A 20,558-nucleotide genomic window follows, 5' to 3' on the forward strand; every position below is an offset into this window, starting at 1 on the left:
GCAAGGATCGGGTCCACGTAATCCGCAGCAGATTTCTCACCGCCATACATCATACAGTAACCGCGCTCGAGGCCCCACACACCGCCGGACGTGCCAACATCAATGTAGGAAATCCCCTTCTCCGCCAGTGCTTTCGCACGGCGAAGGTCGTCCTTGTAGTACGAGTTGCCACCATCAATGATGATGTCACCCTCAGTCAAAAGACCACCAAGCTGCTCAATGCAGCTCTCCGTGATCGGGCCTGCCGGAAGCATAACCCAAACAACGCGGCGCTCATCACCCTTCAGCTTCGCCGTCAGGTCCTCAACGCTCGTAGCGCCAACCGCACGACCACCATCCGCACGCTCAACAATCTTCGACGTCGCTTCCGCTGAACGGTCAAACGCAACAACATCATGTGCATGACGCGTCAGGCGAACCGCTATGTTCCCGCCCATACGCCCAAGGCCAATAATCCCAATACGCATGTGATCTGTATCCCCTAAAATTATGACAGGTTCGTGGCAATTTGACGAACGACGCCGGGGAATTCAGAAAGATGCGCAATACGGATCACACCTTCAAATTTTGTACCTGGCTTTTCTGGATCACGCAGCAAAACACACGTCATGCCGGCACGCACCGCAGCTTCAACACCAGCATCCGAATCTTCAAGAACAATGCAGTTATCAGGCGAAACGCCCTCTTCTTTTGCCGCATGCAAATAAATATCAGGATTAGGCTTAGGAATATTCAAATCACGCGCTGAATGAATACGCCCTTCTTCCAAGTGTTCATCCAAACCTGTACGCTCAAATTTTGCCTTCATTTCCTGAGATGAGGAATTTGAACCCACTCGGATAGGCAAATTCATATCGATAATTTCGATGATCATATCTTCTGCACCATCAACGGTAACAGCTTTAATTTTCATCATCTCCGCGATACGACGTTCCATCATATCGGACCAGTCAGCCGGGAGCGTGGCACCACTCTTCTCTGCGATAAGTTCCCCAATTTTCTTCAATTCACCACCGGAGAAAATAGAGTCGCCCTCTTTATCAGTAATGCTCCACCCATATTTACGAGCTTCAGCCGACATCAAAGCAGTTGATAAGTGTTCGCCTGCGACAAGAACGCCATCACAGTCGAATATTACAAGCGAAATTTCCTTCTTTGGAAGGTTCTCAGCCATTTTCGTCTCCCGGTTTTTTGATGACTATCTATCCTTTAGAGATTAAACACGAAAATTTGCCTTTCAACCTTGAAAAAAATGTTTTTTCCTGTCACAAAGAAGTATCGTCAAAATTAGAAAAAACAATTTTCGCCTTCTCTCCTAACGGCACTAAACGCCCTAGAAAAACCAAAGTTTTTACTCCCGTCACGTACATGGCAAAAACAAACGCCGCCCAGACGTGTTGCGAAACACCCGCTCTCGACATGTCAAAATAACAATTTGTAATCGTTTCGATGCCTGCTCCAACATATCCAAAATCAAATCTAAACGTGCATCATCCGCATAGACCAACGGATCATCCAAAATCAGTGAAACGGGCTGCCCTTGCTGCTGCAAAATATCTGCAAAAGCTAAACGTACCATTAACGCCAACTGCTCCTGCGTTCCTTTGGACAAATCATCACTTCCTTCCTCATGCTGCCCACGCGTTAAACGTGATAATTTGAGCGTTTCATCAAAACCCGGATCACTGCCAGGAAGAATTTTTTCCACATAGGACTTCGCCCGTGAAGCAACAGGCCGGACAAACCGCTCCCCCATCTCCGAGCGGGCTTCATCCATCACATGTCGCAAAAGCTGAAGCATTTTCACATCCTCCGTCACGCGTGACAGTGCCTCATCCGCAGCATCCCGTTCATCTTCTGCTGCGCTCAAACGTTCTGCTATTCCTCGGCCACCCTCGGCTGAAATGGTTGCTTCTAAACGCGATTGCTCTTCTCGCAACTGCACGCGCGTTCGTTCTGTAGCGGCTCTATCCTGCTCCAATCTTTCAATTTTTCGGCGGATCACATCAGGGTTACTAACCACGACAAGGCGTTCCGCGTCCTGCACGTCCAAAGAGATGGCAGACAGACGCGCCTTCGCCCGCATCATGTTTGCAGACAAATCCGCCCAGTCCTCCTGCCCTTTTAACTGCTCCATATCACGCGCATTTCGGGAGAGAGATGCCGTTACTTGCGCAATTTTTAATAATACAGGATGAGAAATACCTTCCATTTCTTTCAATTGAGAATTCGAAATATCAAGGATAGTACGTAATTTAAGACAATTATTTTCTTGATGTTCAACGTTTTTGCGCATCTCTTGAAGATCTGGAAGTGCTTTCATATGTACTGAAACGCGCTTCTCTGCACCCTCTCTAGCAACCAAAACCTTCAAAGCATCCTCGCCCGCACTGAGACCCAGAGCCGCATCTGCCGGACATAAAGACACAATCCTCTCTCTTAAATGCTGAACACGAACCGTATTTTGACGTGCCTGCTCATTGCGCTGACGAGCCGTTTCAAGGTCCTTAACCCCAACCTCTTGTAACATCTCCACCAATGCACTCTGTGCAACTTCAAAATTATGGCGCGCCCGTTGCGTACCAAGTGAAGGTTCCAACTGCAAAATCGTTGCGCCGATCTGCACAGTCATCGGCTGGTCAATCGTAAAGCTACCAGCTTGCGCGACCACACCATTCACAATAACCGGCGCCATGTCGCCAGATAACGTCACACGCGCACCATCCATCCCCATCAATGCGCGCTTTTCCAGAACTTCCCGCTCAGCCTTATCCAATCGTGCCATCAACGCATCTGGAATGATAGTACGGCTCAAGCACTCCGCCTCAACCAAAGCCGCTTCACACGCGACTAACTGCGTATAACGCTCCCGTGCTGCGTCTAATGCTTGAGCTCTTGCATCCTCTGCATAACGTTGCTCAGCCTCACGCACGGCGTTCTTTTGCTGATTTAAGACTTCTCGCTGTTCCTCGAGTTCTCTTCCTAAAATCGTAATCTTCTCACGGATTTCAAGAGCCTGCCCTTCAGCCTCACGCCGCTCTTGCTCCAATATATTCAGAACATCTTGATCCGTTTTTTGCTCTAAAGCCAAATCCTCAGCACGCTGCTGCATAGCTTCCAGATGTACGACAACACCTCGCGCCGCATCACATTCTACACGGCGCAATTGCAAACGCTGCGCCGCCCCTTCTGCCGCTTTCAGCTCGTGCTGTAATGCGTCACGCTGACCGTGGTCTGCTTCATGATAAAGCTCACGCTCCACCAACTTTAAACGCGTACGAACCTGCTCTAACCGTGCAAAATGCGTCTCTAAAACATCATACAATTCTTTAGTCTGTCTATAATTGCTGTGCGCACGGTCACAACGCGTTTGCGCTTCTGGCAACAATCCTTGTGTTCGGCTCCGTGCTGTACCGTGGCGCGTCCTGAGATTCTCAATGCTCTCGTTAACACGATTAAACGCCCCACCACCCAGAATGGAGCCAACTTCATGCTCTAACGTCGTCCGAAGACGGTCCCTCACCAATTCATCCGGAGCCGTTAACTCAAGAGCCTCCGCCTGACGAACCCAAAGCAGCCCTAAAGCGCCTTCTGGCTCAGCCTTTTTCGTATTAGCACTCACAGATGCCCCCAACTGCTCACGCAGTTGATGCTCTGCATCTTCCCCCTCTGCACGCCCCATTGGGCTACTTAATGTTGTTTTCGCGCTTTGTATAAAACGCTTTTCAATACGCCATTCCTTCCCATGCAGCGCAAAATCAACCGCAACATAAGGCCCAACTTTATCACCATACGGCACATATGATTTTAACTGCTTGCTCTGCCCTTTTGTACGCACAAAAAAAGCCGCACGCACAGCTTCCAGTAAGGTCGATTTCCCTGCTTCATTCGGGGCAATCAAAACATTAAGCCCCTCTCCTAGGTTATCCAACAGAATAGGAGAACGAAAACGTCGGAAATTTTCAATTTGAATTTGACGAAGATAAAAGCTCATGAGTGTTCAACTCGCTTATATTCAACAATAAGACGTTCAAGCGCTTTTCGGGCTATACGCCCTTCTTCTCCGCCATACTCAATACGTGCTTTCAGCTTTTGTGCGGCAAGAGCCAGCATTCCTTCCCCGTCCAAAAGCGCCAAGTCCTCTTCGCCCGGACGTCCAAAAATATCATCCGTCTGCGCCTCCAAAAACATCAAACGATCAGCGATATCGTTTTCTAACGCCGAAAGGATAGCGACACGCTGGGACAAATCCATCATACCAGCCAGCTTCAAACGCAATAACGTCTCGGGCACATCAACCCCCGCTAAAAAGCGCTCTAACTGCGCGCAATAGGACGTCAGCCCATCCACCATCCATGATTGCTCTATCCAACGATATCGCCCCGTACTCAAAACCTGCACATCAGGCTCCTGCTCGGGCGAAAGCGTCACCAACAAGACCTCCCCAGGCCGGTCACGCCCTTCCGCCGGATGGAAGCGATCAACTTCAGGCGTACCCGAATACCATGTACGCGCATCAATTTTTAAACGACCGTGCCAATCACCTAGAGCCAGATAATCCAAAGCACTCAAATGCGCTCTATTCGGCGCAATCAAATTTTCTGCTGAAGCATCATGACCTTGTGTAAACTGCGTAATACCACCATGCGCCAAACCAATTCTTAAACGCGCCTGAGGCGTCTGCATCGTGTCAAAAACTGCTGTTGGGTCATCTTGCGTATGCCGCCCAAGAAGGGGCGCTGGCAATAACCATACACCATCTTCGATTTCATGAGGAACAGCCTCCGTCAATAGCTTGACTTCCCCCACCTGTCCGCGCCCCAACCGCGCACGAACACGGTCCCATAACCCATGATTGCGCGCAAAATCATGATTGCCCGGCAATAACCACCAGCAACACGGGTAACGCTCCATACGCGTTAAGGCCTGAGCAATCGTCCTGTCCTGCGGACCTTCTGTATCGAAGACATCACCAGCAACCAAAACATGGCGCACATCATGATTTTTTGCATGCTGACCGATACGATCAATCACATCAAAACGCGCTTGCGTCAGCGCAGAACGGCGTTCCTCATCGAAACGCCCAAAAGGTTTACCAAGCTGCCAGTCTGCCGTGTGAATAAACTTCATGCTGCGCCATATGTTTTGAAAGTACAAACTCCCTCAACACTAACGCGAGAACGAATAAAGAACCAGCCTTCTCGTCTTAACGGCCAGCACCACGCAGCCAGACACGCCCGCCCAGACATAAAGAAGCCAAATGCCGCCGACACAACAACTCATCAGGCATTCCGCTTTTCTTACACGCCAACTCTAAAGCCTGCGTACGTTCTGCCGCCAGCGCTAAAGCCCCTGCTGGCCAGCGCTCAGCCGCTTTTACAAAACTGGGCATACGCTTGAAAAATACAGGAGGGCGCAACGCCTTAATCGCCTCTGTACGCATCTGCCCTTCTTCTACAGCCAGCGCCACACGCCACAAACGGTTAATGACCCCCAAGACCACACGCGCCACCGCAACAGGTGCTGCTCCATCAGAAAACGCACGTTCTAACGCTTGATCCACAGCCTCCACCTCCCCTGCCATAGCCGCATATGCAGCATCATCAAGGGACGTCCCTCCAGCGTCACCAACGCAGTCTTGTACAGTCTCTATATCTAAGCGCCCATGAGGACCGGCCAATAAAATGAGTTTTTCTATTTCACCACGCACGCCGGCGCGATCCGACGATAATCGACCATGCAACCACGCCATAGCATCACGATCAATCGTAATATCGTCTTGCTTCAGCGCATCCGCCACAGTGTGCGCCAAAGCACGCCCCTCTTCAGGATAACACGCGATTGACGCAACATGCGGCTGTTTTTCGGCAAGGGCACGTAGCTTAGAACGCGACGCCAATCCCGGCGCCTCAAGCACAACCAGAGTATCCGTCGAAAGAGCCAAAAGCCGCATCAACGGGGCTACGAGCGCATCACTGCCTTCACGTACCCACACGACACGGCGGCCCCCTATCAGAGATAAAGCCGTTGCCTCTTCTTCCAATCGGTCATGTGTTTCACGGTCAAGCTGCGCCACACGAAAGGGGTCATCCAGCGTATCCGCCACAAGCTTGACTGCCTGCGCTGCACGCTCCCGAATAAGGCCGCTATCCTCTCCATATAAAAGAATAGCACGCCACTGCCCCGCATCGTTTAGAGCACGCCCAACCTGGCGCGCATCAATCTTCACTGTGGGTTTGAGGTCGATGTACTATGAGACAAACGCCCAGTTGCCGAAGCTGGGAAGCCATCCGCACCTGCACTCTGCGTTGGCGCACCATTATCCTCAGGCATCGCATCTGTATCGACATAACGCGGCAGATCATCAGCCTGCGCAGCCCCCGGCGCATGATGCGTACGGAACCACACCGCGAGCTGCTGCTTCATAGACTGAGCAAGAGTATCGGCCACACGCCCTTGAAACGTTTCTTCGTTCAAGGTCTGCGCAAAATACTGCTCATACAACGTATTATAGCCATCCATCGTCCGAACATTGCCTTCAGCAAGCAATTCCGGAACCGGCTTTACAGAGAACAAACGCCAATGCGCACTCGCATTTCCACGAATACGCCCAGACGTATTATCTTGGTGAATATCAACTGATTCTTCAGCCAATCCTGACGCGACTTGCAGCGTATAAAGCTGCGGCATCTCCGCTCCAGAACCTGTCAGGTCCTTTTGCAAAGCCAAACGCAGAAGCTGACCATAACGCCCACCAATATTGGCAACATAAATCTGCGCCAATTCTGGTGAAACGCCCTGCCCCTGCGCGCCCCCCCCATAAAGGGGGGTAAAGCCACACCCGGCTAAAGCACCTGTTAGTGCTATACCGGCACAGAACCGACTGAAAATGCTCATAATCAGCCTGCAATCACAAAGTTAACAATGCGGTTCGGCACGTGAATTTCCTTCACAAGACGCTTCCCTTCCAGAGCACGTGCAACATTGATCTCCGCCTTAGCTGCCGCCAAAACAACATCACGCGGCGCATCTGGCGGTACATCAATCGTACCACGCAGCTTTCCAAGAACCTGAACCGCGAGCGTTACCTGACGTGCGGTCAGAAGCGCAGGATCAGCCACCGGCCATGCCCGCTCAACAACCAATGCTTCACCCGGCTCAAGGATCGCCATCATATCTTCTGACAGATGGGGCATCATTGGCGCAGTCAAAAGACAGAGCACCACAGCCGCCTCACGACGTGCCGCAGGCAAGCCGTCACCCTTCTTGTTCAAAGCATCGGCCAGAGCGGATGTCAGCTCATGCAACCGCGCCACAGCCACATTCGGCGTGAAAGCATCTAATGCCTCCGTAACCGCCTGTACGGCACGATGCGTGACACGCCGCAGATCATCCGCGACAGAGCACAGCGCACCCTCGGGGAAGGCAGCATCACGCGCATCTTGTTCAGAAACACTTGAAATCAAACGATAGAGGCGCTGACCAAAACGAGCAGCAGCAGCAACGCCTGATGCCGTCCACTCCATATCACGCTCTGGCGGGCTATCAGACAGCACAAACCACCGTGCCGTATCCGCTCCATAACGCTCAATGATTTCTAACGGTGAAACGGTATTACGCTTTGACTTGGACATCTTTTCAGAACGCCCGACATTCACAGCCGTACCCGTATCCTTACGGACAGTTTGCTCACCGCGCCGCTCCACTTCTTCTGGATACAGCCATCCAGAATCGTCACGGTAGCTCTCATGCGTCACCATGCCTTGTGTAAACAAACCCGCGAAAGGTTCACTCACACCGACATGACCCGTCTTTTCCATGGCCCGGGTGAAGAAACGTGCATACAAAAGATGCAAAATTGCATGCTCAATGCCGCCAATATACTGGTCAACCGGCAACCACGCATTAGCCGCTTCTGGCAACGTCGGTGTCTCAGCATGTGGGCTCGTAAAGCGTGCAAAATACCACGAGCTATCAACGAACGTATCAAACGTGTCCGTCTCACGCGTCGCAGCGTGACCACAATGAGGACACGCCACATGCTTCCATGTAGGATGATGGTCCAGAGGATTGCCCGGCCGGTCAAACGTCACATCTTCAGGCAAAACAACGGGCAACTGCTCATCCGGCACCGGCACAGTGCCGCAATCTGGGCAATGAATGACCGGTATAGGACAACCCCAGTAACGCTGACGAGAAATACCCCAATCACGCAAGCGCCAGTTCACAACCTTACGCCCAACGCCCTGAGCCTCTAAGCGCTCCAACGCAGCGTGCTTAGCGTCCTCAACACTCAAACCATTCAAAAAGTCAGAGTTATACAAAGACGCATCACCGGAGACGGCTTTTGTGCCGACTACAAAACTAGCAGCCTCTTCTCCAGTTGGCAGCAGAACTTGCGGCACAGGAAGATTATACTTCCGTGCAAAATCCAGATCGCGCTGATCACCGCACGGACACGCGAAGACTGCGCCAGTACCATACCCCATCAACACAAAATTCGCGATCCAGACAGGTGCCTTTTGCGAAGGGTTCAGTGGATTTACGACTTCCAAGCCTGTATCAAAACCGACCTTTTCCGCAGCTTCAATCACCTCTTCAGACGTACCTGCACGCTGACATTCTTCAATAAATGCCTTCGCCTGCGGGTTCGTCTCAGCAATTTTAGCGGCGAGCGGATGATCCGGCGACAGACCTATAAAGCTCAACCCAAACAGCGTATCCGGACGCGTCGTAAACACATCCACGCCATCAAAATCAGCACCATAACCTTCTGGCGGGTTATGCAGCGCAAAACGGACACGCGCCCCTTCTGAACGGCCAATCCAGCGCTCTTGCATCACACGCACACGCTCAGGCCAACGATCCAGATCTCCCAAGGAATCCAGAAGAGGCTGAGCAAAATCTGTGATTTTCAAGAACCACTGTGACAGTGTTTTCTTGGTAATGAGCGCACCAGAACGCCAACCGCGCCCGTCAACAACCTGTTCATTGGCCAAGACTGTTTCATCAACAGGATCCCAATTAACCTGTGAATCACGGCGCTCAACCAAACCATCAGCCAACATATCCAAGAACAGCTTTTGCTGTTGGCCATAATACTCTGGCTGACATGTTGCGACCTCACGGTCCCAATCTAACGAGAACCCCAAACGCTGAAGGGTCTCGCGCATAGCTGCAATGTTATCCATAGTCCACTGACCCGGATGCACACCACGCTCACGCGCTGCATTCTCTGCGGGAAGGCCGAAAGCATCCCACCCCATCGGATGCAATACGGAAAAACCCTGTGCACGTTTATAACGTGCGACAACGTCCCCAAGGGTATAGTTCCGCACATGACCTACATGCAGTTGCCCCGATGGATATGGGAACATCTCCAACACATAGTATTTGGGGCGCCCATCTTCCGGAACATCCGGCACAGAAAATGCTTGGCGCTTATCCCATTCTGCCTGCCAGAAAGGTTCACGCGCGTGAAAATCAAAAGCGTTTGGTACGTCGTTCATGTTCGTTTCAGTTGTCCCGTTCACCATTCTCTGCACGCAACTGACGGGCACGTGTCAAAATACGCGTCGTGATGTCAGACGTTGTCGTGGCGGATACAGGCGTATCTTGCCATGCGCCATCTTGAAAAACCTGCCGGAATACGGCAACGCGCAGGGCATCCGAACGCAAACGCCGATCCAGCACGTAAGCCGCAATTTTAAAGCGCTCTCCATGGCTTGCAGCAGGCTGATACCAATCCGTCAAAATCACACCACCGACCGCATCGGCAGAAGACAGTGGCATAAAAGACAGAGTATCAATTGCACCGCGCCACAAATAGGCATTTACGCCGCCCTTTAAGTCATCAGCGCCACCTTCAGCACCGCGATCCACCCCTAACAGATGATTATGCGGCGTTGCCAAGCTACCCGGGTCACGACTGCTACCGCATGCAGCCAAAACACCAAAAGCAAACAAGCCTGCAAGTTTCCAAGGCGAAGCAACCTCACCACGAGCACGTCCGACCATTTTCACACAAATGTCAGCAGATGACAGTGCGCACCGAGCAATCATATTATTGCGAGACATTATCAAAAGTCCTGCAGGCCACGCCAAGGCCACTCATAGGCAAAAAGGCAAGGTGGCGAACCCTACCAAAAGCAATGCGAATATGCACTCTTATCGTGCCTATACGATTAGGCCAAGCATCTGAACTGTTAACAGCGTGATTTCACTGAAATTCTGCCTGCATCAAGCTTTCACGAATCATATCCAATCCCTGCTGAGGCAAATAAGCACAGCGCGTCACAACATCCTCTATCGTTAAATCCGGCAAGAGAGAGCGTAAATGCTGAACACTTCTGGCGTGCTCATCTTTCATCTGCCCCACCTGTGCCGAGGCAACCACCAAGGCAACCGCGCTCATTGGATGACGAGGATAAAGGCAAACCATACGATTAGCCTGCTCTAATGCCTTCTCCCCAGGTAGCCCCACAACCAACGTCATTAAAAAAAACATTTCATAATATGCTCTCAACGGAGATCCATGCATCGCATCCAGCATCTCCTGCGCACTTTCTGCTGCTACAGTGATATCTTGATCCAAAAGTGCCTCAAGCGCCGCGCACATAAAACGCTCTCGCACAGAAAGAGAGACGCCAGCCCCCCGAATGACGGAGCGTAAAGAGGTTTTATGCGAAACGGACGAGAGCAAAAGCCCCCCTTCCGCCATTGTCAATGCCCCCCACAATAAAGCAACGGCAGAGCGCTCTGGCTGCAAGGCTATTGCCTGACGTGCGCCCTCAACACCCCATTGAATAATATCTGCGGCCGAGGAATGAAAATCACCATTCAAACGCGATAGCGCCGTCATGGCCGTTACTAACGCCGTATGCGCTCCGTCCGAAGGCTTACCAATAAGATGCGTAATACGATCAAAAGATTCCACATTAAACCGCAAAGATAAGCTCAAGGCTCTCATAGATTGTCCAAATCTTGAAAGCTCCTCATCCCTCCGGTTTGACACACGCATCACATCAGAAAAAATGATCGACCAATGAATATCAGAAAAAATATCACCCAAAACTTTATATATATTGGTACTATTTAAGGCAGAGATGCTCTCATACCCTCCCCACACCACAATACCACCCGAACGAACATCTATTAAGCGGATAATAATTCTTGGAACATTATCCTGAAAACCAACACGCAAAACACTGCGAACCACATAATCGATCCCAGATTTTTTACATAATTCAATAAAATCTTCGCTTTCACTCTCTCCTTGAAAAGGGACGACCTGAAAAAGTTTAGCCCTCAAGAAAAACATTTCCAAACATTCATGAAGGTCCTCTGAGCTTGGGCAATCCTTCCATGTCTCAGGCTCCAAAATCATTGGCTCCTGAATATAGACCGAGATGCGCCGAACAGTATCAAATTGTCCATTTTGGGGATGAGAAGAGCTTACCAGCATGGGGTCGCGATCAATAAAAGACACCTCCCCAGCATCTGACACTAAACCAAAATGCGCACCAAACCCTTGTGCCTGTTTACGGTCCCGAAGAAAGTGCCCTTCCTGAGAGAGAGCAGCAACCGCCTCTGCTTCATGCGCAATACGCATCGGTTGTGCACTTTGATCATAGCGCAATACCTGCTCTAATAACTCCCGCGTCGTTTGATCGATATTTATCTCTACCGACTCTTCTGACAATAATCTCTTATAATGAACAACAAAAGAACGAGCCCGCGCCAAATCATTGACCCGGACAGATCCCTCAATACGCGCCCGCCAAGCTACCTCATTGAGTGAATCGATCGCCAATAACCGTGTAACGGCCTCTTCCATCCCAACGACATCCTGCACCTCCATGAGAGATGCTTCATATTGCGCGATCGAGTATTTACGTAAATTCAAACGCTGAAGATCCAGCCACTCATCCAAAGCAGGATCAATCCCATCTAAATCTGGAAGTAATTTTTCACCAGACTCCATAAAGATTGACGCAGCCTGCAGACCGCCCGATTTTAGACGCTCCACATCAACAGAAGTCAAAATAGGCTTTAACGTCAAAGAGCTACGCTGGACATCTATAACACTACCCCCCAACGGCCGCAGCGCCTCCTGCAAGCGATGAATTTCTTGCCTCAAGGACGCCCGGGCCATATCCTCTGGGCGCTTACTCCACAACAGCTCCGCCAAATGTGACCGCAAAACAGGCTTCCGGTTCGCCAAAGCCAAAACGGCCAACAACGCACGTGTTTTTCCGCCAATAGGTAAGAGGCTTGTTCCGTCTACTGCACACGCTTCCATATGACCGATTAATTTCAGTCTAAAGACAGAAGAATCCGCTTCACGGTCCGATAAAATTTTTAATAAAGACGTCATTTTTATACCTATTAATTATAATAAATTAAGAAAAAAGTTAGTGCCTCAAGAGATAAATAAAAAACAACAACTCACACCTTCAATACACTTAACCATATAAAAATAACCGCTCAAAATCTTTAAAAGAAATTTAACCAATATATTGACCATATATTAAATCGCCTCCATCAATAAAGATTATAAAAACATTATTCAAACACTTCCTTCAAAAAGCCAACAATACCCTGCCACGATCTCTGATCTGTCAATCTATTATACATCAACCCACGCTCAGGTGCATTTGCATGTGGGTTCGTAAATGCATGCCCCACATGCCCATAAGCGTGCAGTTGCCAATCCGCTTTTCTACGCGTCATTTCCTGCGTAAAGTCTAATACCTGCTCCGGCACCGCCAAAGGATCATCCCATCCATGATGAACCGATATTTTAGCGGTAATGTCCCCCCTCTCCAAGGCGGGGTCACTCCCTAGCAGGCCATGTAGACTTACAACACCACGTAAGCCTCCCTGCCCAGAGCGTACAACATCTAACACCGCCATGCCGCCAAAGCAGTACCCCAAAGCCGCCAGCCTATCTGGCTCAGCCCCAGACAAAGAGCGCGCAAATTCAACAGCCACCCCAACACGACGCGCTAGCCCAGCACGATCCTTCAGCCATGGCTCAATAAGATGCGTGTTATCTCCACCGGGAGAACCCACAACACCCTTACCGAATAAATCGATAGCAACACCAATATAGCCCAGATCAGCAACGCGCTCAGCGATGGTATGCTCAAGAACACCACGCCCCGCCCACTGATGAGCAATCAACACAACCGGAGCTTTATCGCGTGACGGCCGCGCAATAGCAGCCTCCAAAATAGCTTGACCATCATAATAGTCACTATATTCGAGACTCACACCACGCTCCTCACTCAGACGAACTGTTTGTATATAATTAATACATTCGAGCCTAAATTCAATGTGAAACAGGCCATAAGAAATGAATTAATAACGCAGCAGAAACCAAAATAACATCAATCACCAGAATAACCCATAAACCATAAAAACGCGGCTTAGGGGCTAGCTCCGGCTGCCCTCCCTCCCTTGCGGAAGAGAGGAGAGAATGCAGATCGCTCATGCGCCTTGCAACGCCGCATGCATTTCGGACCATTCACGCTTTGTAAGCCCAGAAGTCTCCTGAATAACGTTTTCACCAGCCAGCTGACGCTGCAACACGCGCAGCATACCGGCAGAAAATGTAAACGCCCCTAAACGATACTCCCGGAAAGCTGCTTCTGTCTGAGGAACCCATGCCCGCAGAATATCCAGCATCTTCTCAGCATAAACACGAATTTCATACTGGGCATGCGGATCTGCACGCAGTGCCAAGAAATGCATAAAGTTATGCAGATCAATCTTCCAGTACCACTGTGTATAGGTATTCAGCGTCAAGTTCATACGCGCCAATTCACGAGCAAGCCCATAACGCTCTTCGTCCAAGAGCTCCTCGTAATGATCATAGCAACGGCTAGCATCACTGCGCAGAAGATTTAACACCTCATGCGCCTTATCAGCGTCCAGCGCGTCGCTGCGCCCCTGCCGATTGGACGAGCTTTGTGAGGCCACTTGCTCTAAATTCGGCAAATAAAACTCACGATCCAGAATAGAATAACGCGCCGAATACTCATTCACACTCGCCATGCGGTGCCGAATCCACTGCCGTGCCACAAAAACAGGCAGCTTCACATGAAACTTGATCTCGCACATTTCAAAGGGCGTTGAATGACGATGACGCATCAGATAGCGGATAAGTCCCGCATCCTCTGATGTCTTGCGTGTGCCTCTACCATAGGAAACGCGCGCAGCCTGCACGACCGCGCTATCATCGCCCATGTAATCAACAACACGTAAAAAACCATGATCGAGCACCTCGATCGGCTTAGCAAGAAGCTCTTCCATCGCCGGGACAGTCGGCCGAGAGGTCAGCTTAGGTTCGAGGCGCAGAGATTCAATCTCAGCGCGTTGTTCAGATGTCAATGCCATGCCGATGGCATACCATCAAAAGCCACCATAAGTCACCCACGTTCATGATGAGACTTGCAGACGAAAATCAAAAAGACTATAACGATCTCGCTCAGGTTTTCCTGGCTATGGTGATAAACGGTAAGTGGAATAATTGTTGTGGACCCGGGGGCAGTGCCCGGCGTCTCCACCAAAACAACACACCCGCACTAAGCAGGTGTTTGTGGGGACGAAACAGGCTCGACACGCATGGTAAAGACTTACCTTTTGCCCGGCATTGTACCGCCGTTATCGGGCTAAACTTTTAAGTGCCAATGATAACTCACAGGTGCTCGCTGTTGCTGCATAAGCGATAAGCGCGGTTCGGGAGGGCACCGGGCAACAGAAGCCCTCCCACCTCTTTTTATATATAAAAAGACCTTGCCAAGTCTTTATCTCTGGCGCAGACCTTAAGAACCTTTATCAAAAAGTTTGACGGTTTTGCGACTATGAGTGACGACCATAACGACGACTTCGAAGCCAACCTACCGGAGAGCCTTCTCCCTTATGATGCGTGGATAGAAGACGCCTATCGTAGCGTTATGTGCCGCGCACTCTCACACGTTGCTCAAGAAGGCCTACCCGGTGAGCATCACTTCTACCTAACTTTCAAAACAAATGCTGCTGGTGTTAACATTCCAAGTCGCCTTTCTGCGCAATACCCGCAAGAGATGACCATTGTTTTACAGCACCAGTTTACTAATCTGAGCGTTGACGCCGAACACAAAGAAATTCGCGTCACCCTTTCTTTTGGTGGCGTTCCTAGCCCGCTCATTATCCCTGTCTCTGCGGTTGTAGCGTTCGCAGACCCACACATGCATATGGCCTTTCGCTTCTCAGAACCCACAGTTGCGGAAGACGTCGCCAGCGTTAAAAGCACTCCCGCCTCCCCACCAGAGACCGAAACCTCCAAAACCGATGAAACCACATCGGGCGAAGCTGAAGTTGTCAGCTTAGCGGCTTTCCGCAAGCGACCAACCCCCTAATCCCCTGCTACCTTCCAGTAGCGGGCTCCATTCCCACCATAACAACGAGCACATCATTCTATGCGCTTCACCGTTGACCGCCTTGATCATATCGTCCTGACCGTTCGCGATCGTGATGTTTCAGCCTCGTGGTATCAGCGTGTTTTGGGAATGGATATCGAAGAATACGGCCGCAATAATCGCGTTAGCCTCAATTTTGGCGGCCAAAAAATCAATCTTCGCCCCGAAGCCGCAGAAGGCTGGAAAACTGCCGAAGGTGCTCAACCAGGCACATCAGACCTGTGCTTTACGACGGCTATAGAAAGCACACATATTATTCAGCACTTAACATTGTGCGGCGTGCAGGTGGTCGAAGGACCGACGGCACGCATTGGTGCGCTCGGCCCTTTAACCTCTGTGTATTGCCACGACCCTGATGGCAACCTAGTCGAAATTGCATCCTATAAAGGATGAGAATTTTACCAGTTTTTAGAAATCATCCAAAACTCTTCCGATGTCAGCGTAATGGCATTACTGCCTTCAGTTTCCGAAGCCGCCAAGGCCAAAGCCGCAATCCGTTCAATCATCAACGTCTTGCGCTGATGAGCCTCGGATTGTTCTTGCGCGTGCGAAAGTGTTTTCAGTGCTGATTGCGCTGCTTTTACCACTCGCTTCGCATCAATGGCTGCATAAGACATATACTGTATCTCCACTCACAAAAGACATTCAACGCCCCCATGATAGCGCAGGCATAGCAACGCTGCAAAACATGTTCAGATATGCCTTCAGCCCGCATATGCCCCTGCCCGCCAAGACAAACGTCAGCATATTTTCTACAAATTACAGAACATCCGGAGAATACACCCTAGCCACTGTCGTAGGCACTCCTTACACTCCAGTGTCAAAAGACGTCATATTTTCTCAGTTTTGCCTCATTCATAGTCTACGAATGACAGAACTTCCGTCCATCTAGCCGCTAGGTCTCATGCCGCCCATGCCCAGCCCTACATGCCCCAGCTCCATCAAAAGCTCTCACATGAACTTAATGCGCTCTGGCATAGCACTGGGCGCCATCAGCCTTTTAGCCGCCTGTGCTAATCAAGCTGATATTACCCCCTCAGGTAACTCGCTTCCCGTTGCGCAAGAAGCTGAGCATTATCAAGCGCGCGCCAAATCGTATTACGCCCCCCCCGGCCCCGCCAATGACCCATGGGGCCCCTATATTCACGAAGCCTCAGACCGGTTCGACGTACCAGAGCGCTGGATCCGTGCCGTGATTGAGCGTGAATCCGGCGGACGACTATTTGATTCAAGCGGCCACTTTGTCACGTCTGTCCCGGGGGCAATGGGGCTTATGCAATTAATGCCCCCAACCTATGATGACCTACGTAACCAATATAACCTTAATGATGACCCATATGATCCGCATGACAACATCTTGGCAGGAACAGCCTATATCCGCCAAATGTACGACATTTATGGTAATCCGGGCTTTTTAGCCGCTTATAATGATGGCCCGGGCAGCTTGGATAGCTACTTACGGCGCGGTCGCGCCCTACCGCGTGAAACCCGGCGCTACGTCGCATCCATTGGCCCAAAAATCGCTGGTTATTGGCCCCATAACCGCTCTGCGGCGGATATTCTCGTCTCTCATCATGATCCCAACAGCCACATCGCGGCTGATGATGACAGCAGCCCCCCTCCAAGTGCAGCCAGTCAAAATGTAAGCTCAGCTTGGGCAAAGCGTGACCAACAAAACGAACAATCTGATACAGATGATACGCCCGACACCTCAACAGGAAGCGAAGGCGCGTCAACACCCAGTACACCGCCGACATCCACCACCCCAGAAAGCCCTTCTGATGTCAGCGCCTCTTGGGCCGCACGCGGCATACACTCAACACCAACTGCCCCCCCCCCAGCACCGCACCCTGCCCCCACGAATAAACTATCCGACGATACAATCAGCGATAACCGCATCACAGCTCAAATTCTACCCGTTGGACACCGACTACAAGCCCAGTCCATTGTCGCAGAGGTACCAGCATCCGGCCTTCATTATCGCTTAGCCCCCATGCCACACACTACGGCCGCAACGGCAGAAAACACGCCGGGGCATTGGGCTATTCAGGTCGGTGCATATGCTTCCTCTGCGCAGGCGCTTGCTGCTGCAAACAAAGCACATAAAACCCGAGGCGGCACGGTACAGGTCACCCCTATTCACACAGCACACGGTCTATTGTACCGCGCCCGCGTCACAAACCTCAATCACACCACCGCAGAAAATGCATGCCAACACCTGCAAGCTCACACAGCATGCGTTGTCGTGCCTCCCGAAACATTCTAGTCTCGCTTCTTTCATTCAACATCCACTCGATCTCATTTAAGAGAACTTTCAGGAATCACATTTATGCGTCGTTTTTTCGCACTATCACTCAAATATGCCATGGTATTCGGTAGCATTGCTCTTGGAGCTAGCGCCGTCCTGCCTCAAACAGCCCATGCGGCCCTTGAAACAAACTCTCTCGCACCAGACTTCTCAGCCACCGCAAGCATCGGCGGGCATGAAATTTCATTCCATCTCAAAGAAGCCCTCCAAAAAGGACCGGTCGTTCTCTATTTTTATCCTGCCGCCTTCACCAAAGGCTGCACGATTGAAGCGCATGACTTTGCAGATGCCGTCCCTGATTTTAAGGCCGCCGGCGCGTCTATTTTTGGTATTTCGATGGACCCTATCGCCAAGCTAGACAAATTCTCTGTCAGTGAATGCCGCTCTGCTTTCGGCGTCATTGCTGATCCTGATGGCAAGATCACAAATAGCTATAAAGCAAAAATGCCTCTTCTGCACATGGCTAGCCGTACGTCTTATGTCATCGCACAGAATGGGCGCGTTGTTTTAACATACGCTTCCATGTCTCCAGATGAACATGTTGAACGGACACTCGCAGCCGTAAAAGCCCTACAAAATACAAAGCCCCCTTCATCCCCTCAATGAAAGACCTCTTTGAAACGCAGCATAACGTCGGTCAGGCCAAGCCACTCAAACTGACCGATGATGTCACCAGCACTGCTGTTTATGGTGGCCCTCAAGACTGCTACCGCTACACATTACGGCGCGTGTGGCATAAAAATGCCCCCAAACTCATGTGGCTGATGATGAATCCTTCCGTTGCAACCGAATTTGGTGATGACCGTACAGTCGCCAAATGCCAACGTTATGCACGTAGTTGGGGGTATGGCAGCATCTTAGTTGGCAACAGCTTTGCTTATCGCTGCACCGACCAAAAGCGCCTTACGGAAGTTGATGACCCCGTCGGCCCAGAGAATGATACGCATCTGTTAGAGCTCGCAAAAGATGCGGACTTGGTTCTCTTGGCCTATGGCTCTCCACAAATCCGCGCTTTACGTCAACGCGGTACAGATGTTGCCCTCATGCTCGAACAGCAGGGCGTTCGTCTCCATACCTTACGCCTCAGCAAATCAGGGCGCCCTGAGCACCCCCTGTATCTTCCCGCCGATCTCAAACCAATTTCTGTCCAAGCATCACTGTTAAGCACATAAAAAAAACCGCCCCGAAGGGCGGTTTTTCTTTTAGAATGTAATGCCTGTTTCAAGATCAAGTAGGACAGGATTCTTATAACGGTTCGTGCCACCTGGGCTCCAGTAATACTGCGCACCTGGACGCACCAACAGCCATGGCATCGGACGCCAACCATAGTTAAACTCTACGGATTGCTCGCCTGATGGGCGTAAAATATCTGCACCATTTTTTTGCATTTGCCGCGCCCAGTTACCCAGCTTAGCATTCACCCAACCAGACTTCATGCCCAAGCTGACCGTATCATTTGGACGACTGGAGAATGTGCCCTTACGCACCACACCAAACGTCACATAATACGGGACAACAGCCGTACGTGGATCCCCCCAAGTGAACGACCCGAAAAGAGCCGTACTGCGCTGCGGATCATCAGAATCGCGCTCCAACATCCGGTCTGCCTGTAACCAACCACCAAAACGCCCACGAACCTTGGACACCGGGGCTGACGCTAAATACCGAGGGGCAATCTCAAAGCTCGAAAGTTGCGCATAAACATCTTTCGTTTCAGACGTATCCCAATACCCACCGATCTTGATATTCGTCTGAAGTGGCCCGGTGAAATCATTATCACCCCCACGATGCCACCCCAACTGGAACGGCAAAAATGTACCCGTTGCACCGTGGAGGTTCATCTTCCACGCATTATGTGTATTCGAGATCGTTGGATCAACGGAATAGGCACCGAAAGAAATCAAATACTCTTTATTGCCTGCCGGATAGAATTTAACCCATGCACCCGGATGGGAGGTTGGGTAGTAACCATAACCAGAGTTCATAGCAATTGATTGCGGCATACCGCAAATCGCGTTTGATTCGAACTGGCAGTACAAGTTTCCGCCCCAATAGATCGACGATTGTTCAAAATCGTTTTCACTATTAATTTCACCCATTTCTGTAGAAACGTAGCGGTTCCAAGGCATTTCCCAAGACAGACGCGTCAAACGCACGGTTTCACCAGAACCAAAAATTTCCTGCGGACTGTTCATAACCGGAATCTTCGACGTAAGCCCCAATCCCTGACGGGCCGTGACCGCGAAATGAATAAAGCCTGCACTATAGCCGGTCAGCTTTTTAATATCTGCATCAACCGTTGCGCCAAATTCATCTGCATAACGCACATTCTGAGAACGGCCGCCGCTCACATTCCCTGCTGAATCTTGCAGATAATGCCCGTTAATAATCAGGCCACGCTGCGCAAGACGCGTTCTCGCCCCTGCCCAATTCCCAGTCATTGTGCTTTGCGTCAACCAATCATGAAGACTAGCGGGAAGAAAATGATCTTCTGTCGTGTCCGATACACTTGGCATTGATGGCGCAGAGACGACGCGGCGCACAACAGGCGTAAAAACAGATTTCTCTTCCGTCTTATCCTTACTCACCCCATCAGGAGTTTGAGCATAAGCATACCCCCCAGATGACAGCGAACTTAAAACGCAAACCAAGCTTAAAATGCCAGTCTTTTTAATTTTATCGTGTTGCATTTCCAGCAACGTCCCCTTTGCTGAAGCGTTTAAATGACTTAAACGCCTTTTTAACGCCTCATTTAGACCTAAACCAGTCCAATATAGTGCACAAAC

19 protein-coding genes and 1 other RNA gene are annotated in these 20,558 nt (G+C 50.6%); 6 read left to right on the forward strand and 14 right to left on the reverse strand.

Features of this window, described 5'->3' with window-relative positions; translation table 11 throughout:
- From NTH01S_RS04600 to thyX, 12 genes are all read right to left on the reverse strand, one after another.
- Positions 1-467, reverse strand: a 467-nt coding sequence (locus NTH01S_RS04600; protein WP_169802043.1) for an NAD(P)-binding domain-containing protein, incomplete at its 3' end; no start/stop codon positions are given.
- A gap of 20 nt (positions 468-487) precedes the next feature.
- Positions 488-1,174 carry an HAD family hydrolase gene (locus NTH01S_RS04605; RefSeq protein ID WP_068170164.1) on the reverse strand — a complete coding sequence of 229 codons (687 nt, stop codon included), beginning with the start codon at positions 1,172-1,174 and terminating at the stop codon, positions 488-490.
- A gap of 186 nt (positions 1,175-1,360) precedes the next feature.
- Positions 1,361-3,994 (reverse strand): AAA family ATPase, encoded by a 2,634-nt coding sequence (locus NTH01S_RS04610; protein WP_068170167.1) that lies wholly within the window; start codon positions 3,992-3,994, stop codon positions 1,361-1,363.
- Positions 3,991-5,130: a metallophosphoesterase family protein gene (locus tag NTH01S_RS04615; RefSeq protein ID WP_068170172.1), complete on the reverse strand. Its 1,140-nt coding sequence runs from the start codon at positions 5,128-5,130 to the stop codon at positions 3,991-3,993. The genes NTH01S_RS04610 and NTH01S_RS04615 overlap by 4 nt, the downstream gene beginning before the upstream one ends.
- A 76-nt stretch (positions 5,131-5,206) precedes the next feature.
- Positions 5,207-6,229 carry a DNA polymerase III subunit delta gene (gene holA, locus NTH01S_RS04620; protein ID WP_068170176.1) on the reverse strand — a complete coding sequence of 341 codons (1,023 nt, stop codon included), beginning with the start codon at positions 6,227-6,229 and terminating at the stop codon, positions 5,207-5,209.
- On the reverse strand, positions 6,226-6,897 hold the full coding sequence (locus NTH01S_RS04625; protein WP_068170179.1) for a hypothetical protein: 672 nt from the start codon (positions 6,895-6,897) through the stop codon (positions 6,226-6,228). Before NTH01S_RS04625 ends, holA begins: the two co-directional genes overlap by 4 nt.
- 2 nt (positions 6,898-6,899) lie before the next feature.
- Positions 6,900-9,509, reverse strand: a complete 2,610-nt coding sequence (gene leuS, locus NTH01S_RS04630) for a leucine--tRNA ligase (RefSeq protein ID WP_068170397.1) — start codon at positions 9,507-9,509, stop codon at positions 6,900-6,902.
- A gap of 7 nt (positions 9,510-9,516) precedes the next feature.
- Entirely contained in the window at positions 9,517-10,077 is a 561-nt protein-coding gene (locus tag NTH01S_RS04635) for a DUF3576 domain-containing protein (RefSeq protein WP_370664299.1), read from the reverse strand.
- A gap of 142 nt (positions 10,078-10,219) precedes the next feature.
- The gene (locus NTH01S_RS04640; RefSeq protein WP_068170180.1) at positions 10,220-12,376 is read right to left on the reverse strand and encodes an AfsR/SARP family transcriptional regulator; all 2,157 of its coding nucleotides are present in this window, start codon (positions 12,374-12,376) and stop codon (positions 10,220-10,222) included.
- A gap of 188 nt (positions 12,377-12,564) precedes the next feature.
- Positions 12,565-13,275 carry a dienelactone hydrolase family protein gene (locus tag NTH01S_RS04645; RefSeq protein ID WP_068170183.1) on the reverse strand — a complete coding sequence of 237 codons (711 nt, stop codon included), beginning with the start codon at positions 13,273-13,275 and terminating at the stop codon, positions 12,565-12,567.
- Between the two features lie 58 nt (positions 13,276-13,333).
- The gene (locus NTH01S_RS11740) at positions 13,334-13,495 is read right to left on the reverse strand and encodes a hypothetical protein (RefSeq protein ID WP_157070865.1); all 162 of its coding nucleotides are present in this window, start codon (positions 13,493-13,495) and stop codon (positions 13,334-13,336) included.
- Entirely contained in the window at positions 13,492-14,400 is a 909-nt protein-coding gene (gene thyX / locus NTH01S_RS04650; protein WP_068170185.1) for an FAD-dependent thymidylate synthase, read from the reverse strand. The genes NTH01S_RS11740 and thyX overlap by 4 nt, the downstream gene beginning before the upstream one ends.
- Before the next feature lie 50 nt (positions 14,401-14,450).
- Here thyX and ssrA point away from each other — a divergent pair.
- The 3 genes from ssrA (at position 14,451) to NTH01S_RS04665 (ending at position 15,857) form a co-directional block, all read left to right on the forward strand.
- Positions 14,451-14,775, forward strand: a transfer-messenger RNA (tmRNA) gene (gene ssrA, locus NTH01S_RS04655).
- 92 nt (positions 14,776-14,867) lie between these two features.
- On the forward strand, positions 14,868-15,404 hold the full coding sequence (locus tag NTH01S_RS04660) for an SspB family protein (protein ID WP_068170189.1): 537 nt from the start codon (positions 14,868-14,870) through the stop codon (positions 15,402-15,404).
- A 60-nt stretch (positions 15,405-15,464) separates the two neighbouring features.
- Positions 15,465-15,857, forward strand: coding sequence for a VOC family protein (locus tag NTH01S_RS04665; RefSeq protein WP_068170193.1), 393 nt, complete (start codon positions 15,465-15,467; stop codon positions 15,855-15,857).
- Positions 15,858-15,862: 5 nt separating this feature from the next.
- Here the strand turns inward: NTH01S_RS04665 and NTH01S_RS04670 are convergent, their stop codons facing one another.
- Positions 15,863-16,081, reverse strand: a complete 219-nt coding sequence (locus NTH01S_RS04670) for a hypothetical protein (protein ID WP_068170196.1) — start codon at positions 16,079-16,081, stop codon at positions 15,863-15,865.
- A gap of 338 nt (positions 16,082-16,419) precedes the next feature.
- On the opposite strand from NTH01S_RS04670, the gene NTH01S_RS04675 reads away from it, so the two are divergent.
- From NTH01S_RS04675 to NTH01S_RS04685, 3 genes are all read left to right on the forward strand, one after another.
- Positions 16,420-17,730 carry a lytic transglycosylase domain-containing protein gene (locus tag NTH01S_RS04675; RefSeq protein WP_068170204.1) on the forward strand — a complete coding sequence of 437 codons (1,311 nt, stop codon included), beginning with the start codon at positions 16,420-16,422 and terminating at the stop codon, positions 17,728-17,730.
- Between the two features lie 99 nt (positions 17,731-17,829).
- A complete protein-coding gene (locus NTH01S_RS04680; RefSeq protein ID WP_068170403.1) occupies positions 17,830-18,378 on the forward strand; it encodes a peroxiredoxin in 549 nt (182 codons plus the stop codon).
- Positions 18,375-18,944, forward strand: coding sequence for a DUF1643 domain-containing protein (locus tag NTH01S_RS04685; protein ID WP_068170205.1), 570 nt, complete (start codon positions 18,375-18,377; stop codon positions 18,942-18,944). The genes NTH01S_RS04680 and NTH01S_RS04685 overlap by 4 nt, the downstream gene beginning before the upstream one ends.
- Positions 18,945-18,974: 30 nt before the next feature.
- Here the strand turns inward: NTH01S_RS04685 and NTH01S_RS04690 are convergent, their stop codons facing one another.
- Positions 18,975-20,462 (reverse strand): carbohydrate porin, encoded by a 1,488-nt coding sequence (locus tag NTH01S_RS04690; RefSeq protein WP_068170208.1) that lies wholly within the window; start codon positions 20,460-20,462, stop codon positions 18,975-18,977.
- Between the last annotated feature and the right edge of the window lie 96 nt (positions 20,463-20,558).

The organism is Neokomagataea thailandica NBRC 106555 (assembly GCF_001598495.1).
Classification (GTDB): domain Bacteria; phylum Pseudomonadota; class Alphaproteobacteria; order Acetobacterales; family Acetobacteraceae; genus Gluconobacter; species Gluconobacter thailandicus_A.

What these genes read in the sequence shown, in the direction of transcription:
- NTH01S_RS04610 (WP_068170167.1), bottom strand. Translation starts at nt 3,994, where the DNA reads ATGAGCTTTTATCTTCGTCAAATTCAAATTGAAAATTTCCGACGTTTT.
- NTH01S_RS11740 (WP_157070865.1), bottom strand. Translation starts at nt 13,495, where the DNA reads ATGAGCGATCTGCATTCTCTCCTCTCTTCCGCAAGGGAGGGAGGGCAG.
- NTH01S_RS04660 (WP_068170189.1), top strand. Translation starts at nt 14,868, where the DNA reads ATGAGTGACGACCATAACGACGACTTCGAAGCCAACCTACCGGAGAGC.
- NTH01S_RS04640 (WP_068170180.1), bottom strand. Translation starts at nt 12,376, where the DNA reads ATGACGTCTTTATTAAAAATTTTATCGGACCGTGAAGCGGATTCTTCT.
- NTH01S_RS04625 (WP_068170179.1), bottom strand. Translation starts at nt 6,897, where the DNA reads ATGAGCATTTTCAGTCGGTTCTGTGCCGGTATAGCACTAACAGGTGCT.
- NTH01S_RS04615 (WP_068170172.1), bottom strand. Translation starts at nt 5,130, where the DNA reads ATGAAGTTTATTCACACGGCAGACTGGCAGCTTGGTAAACCTTTTGGG.
- NTH01S_RS04635 (WP_370664299.1), bottom strand. Translation starts at nt 10,077, where the DNA reads ATGTCTCGCAATAATATGATTGCTCGGTGCGCACTGTCATCTGCTGAC.
- NTH01S_RS04690 (WP_068170208.1), bottom strand. Translation starts at nt 20,462, where the DNA reads ATGCAACACGATAAAATTAAAAAGACTGGCATTTTAAGCTTGGTTTGC.
- NTH01S_RS04675 (WP_068170204.1), top strand. Translation starts at nt 16,420, where the DNA reads ATGAACTTAATGCGCTCTGGCATAGCACTGGGCGCCATCAGCCTTTTA.
- NTH01S_RS04670 (WP_068170196.1), bottom strand. Translation starts at nt 16,081, where the DNA reads ATGTCTTATGCAGCCATTGATGCGAAGCGAGTGGTAAAAGCAGCGCAA.
- NTH01S_RS04680 (WP_068170403.1), top strand. Translation starts at nt 17,830, where the DNA reads ATGGTATTCGGTAGCATTGCTCTTGGAGCTAGCGCCGTCCTGCCTCAA.
- NTH01S_RS04605 (WP_068170164.1), bottom strand. Translation starts at nt 1,174, where the DNA reads ATGGCTGAGAACCTTCCAAAGAAGGAAATTTCGCTTGTAATATTCGAC.
- leuS (WP_068170397.1), bottom strand. Translation starts at nt 9,509, where the DNA reads ATGAACGACGTACCAAACGCTTTTGATTTTCACGCGCGTGAACCTTTC.
- thyX (WP_068170185.1), bottom strand. Translation starts at nt 14,400, where the DNA reads ATGGCATTGACATCTGAACAACGCGCTGAGATTGAATCTCTGCGCCTC.
- NTH01S_RS04685 (WP_068170205.1), top strand. Translation starts at nt 18,375, where the DNA reads ATGAAAGACCTCTTTGAAACGCAGCATAACGTCGGTCAGGCCAAGCCA.
- NTH01S_RS04665 (WP_068170193.1), top strand. Translation starts at nt 15,465, where the DNA reads ATGCGCTTCACCGTTGACCGCCTTGATCATATCGTCCTGACCGTTCGC.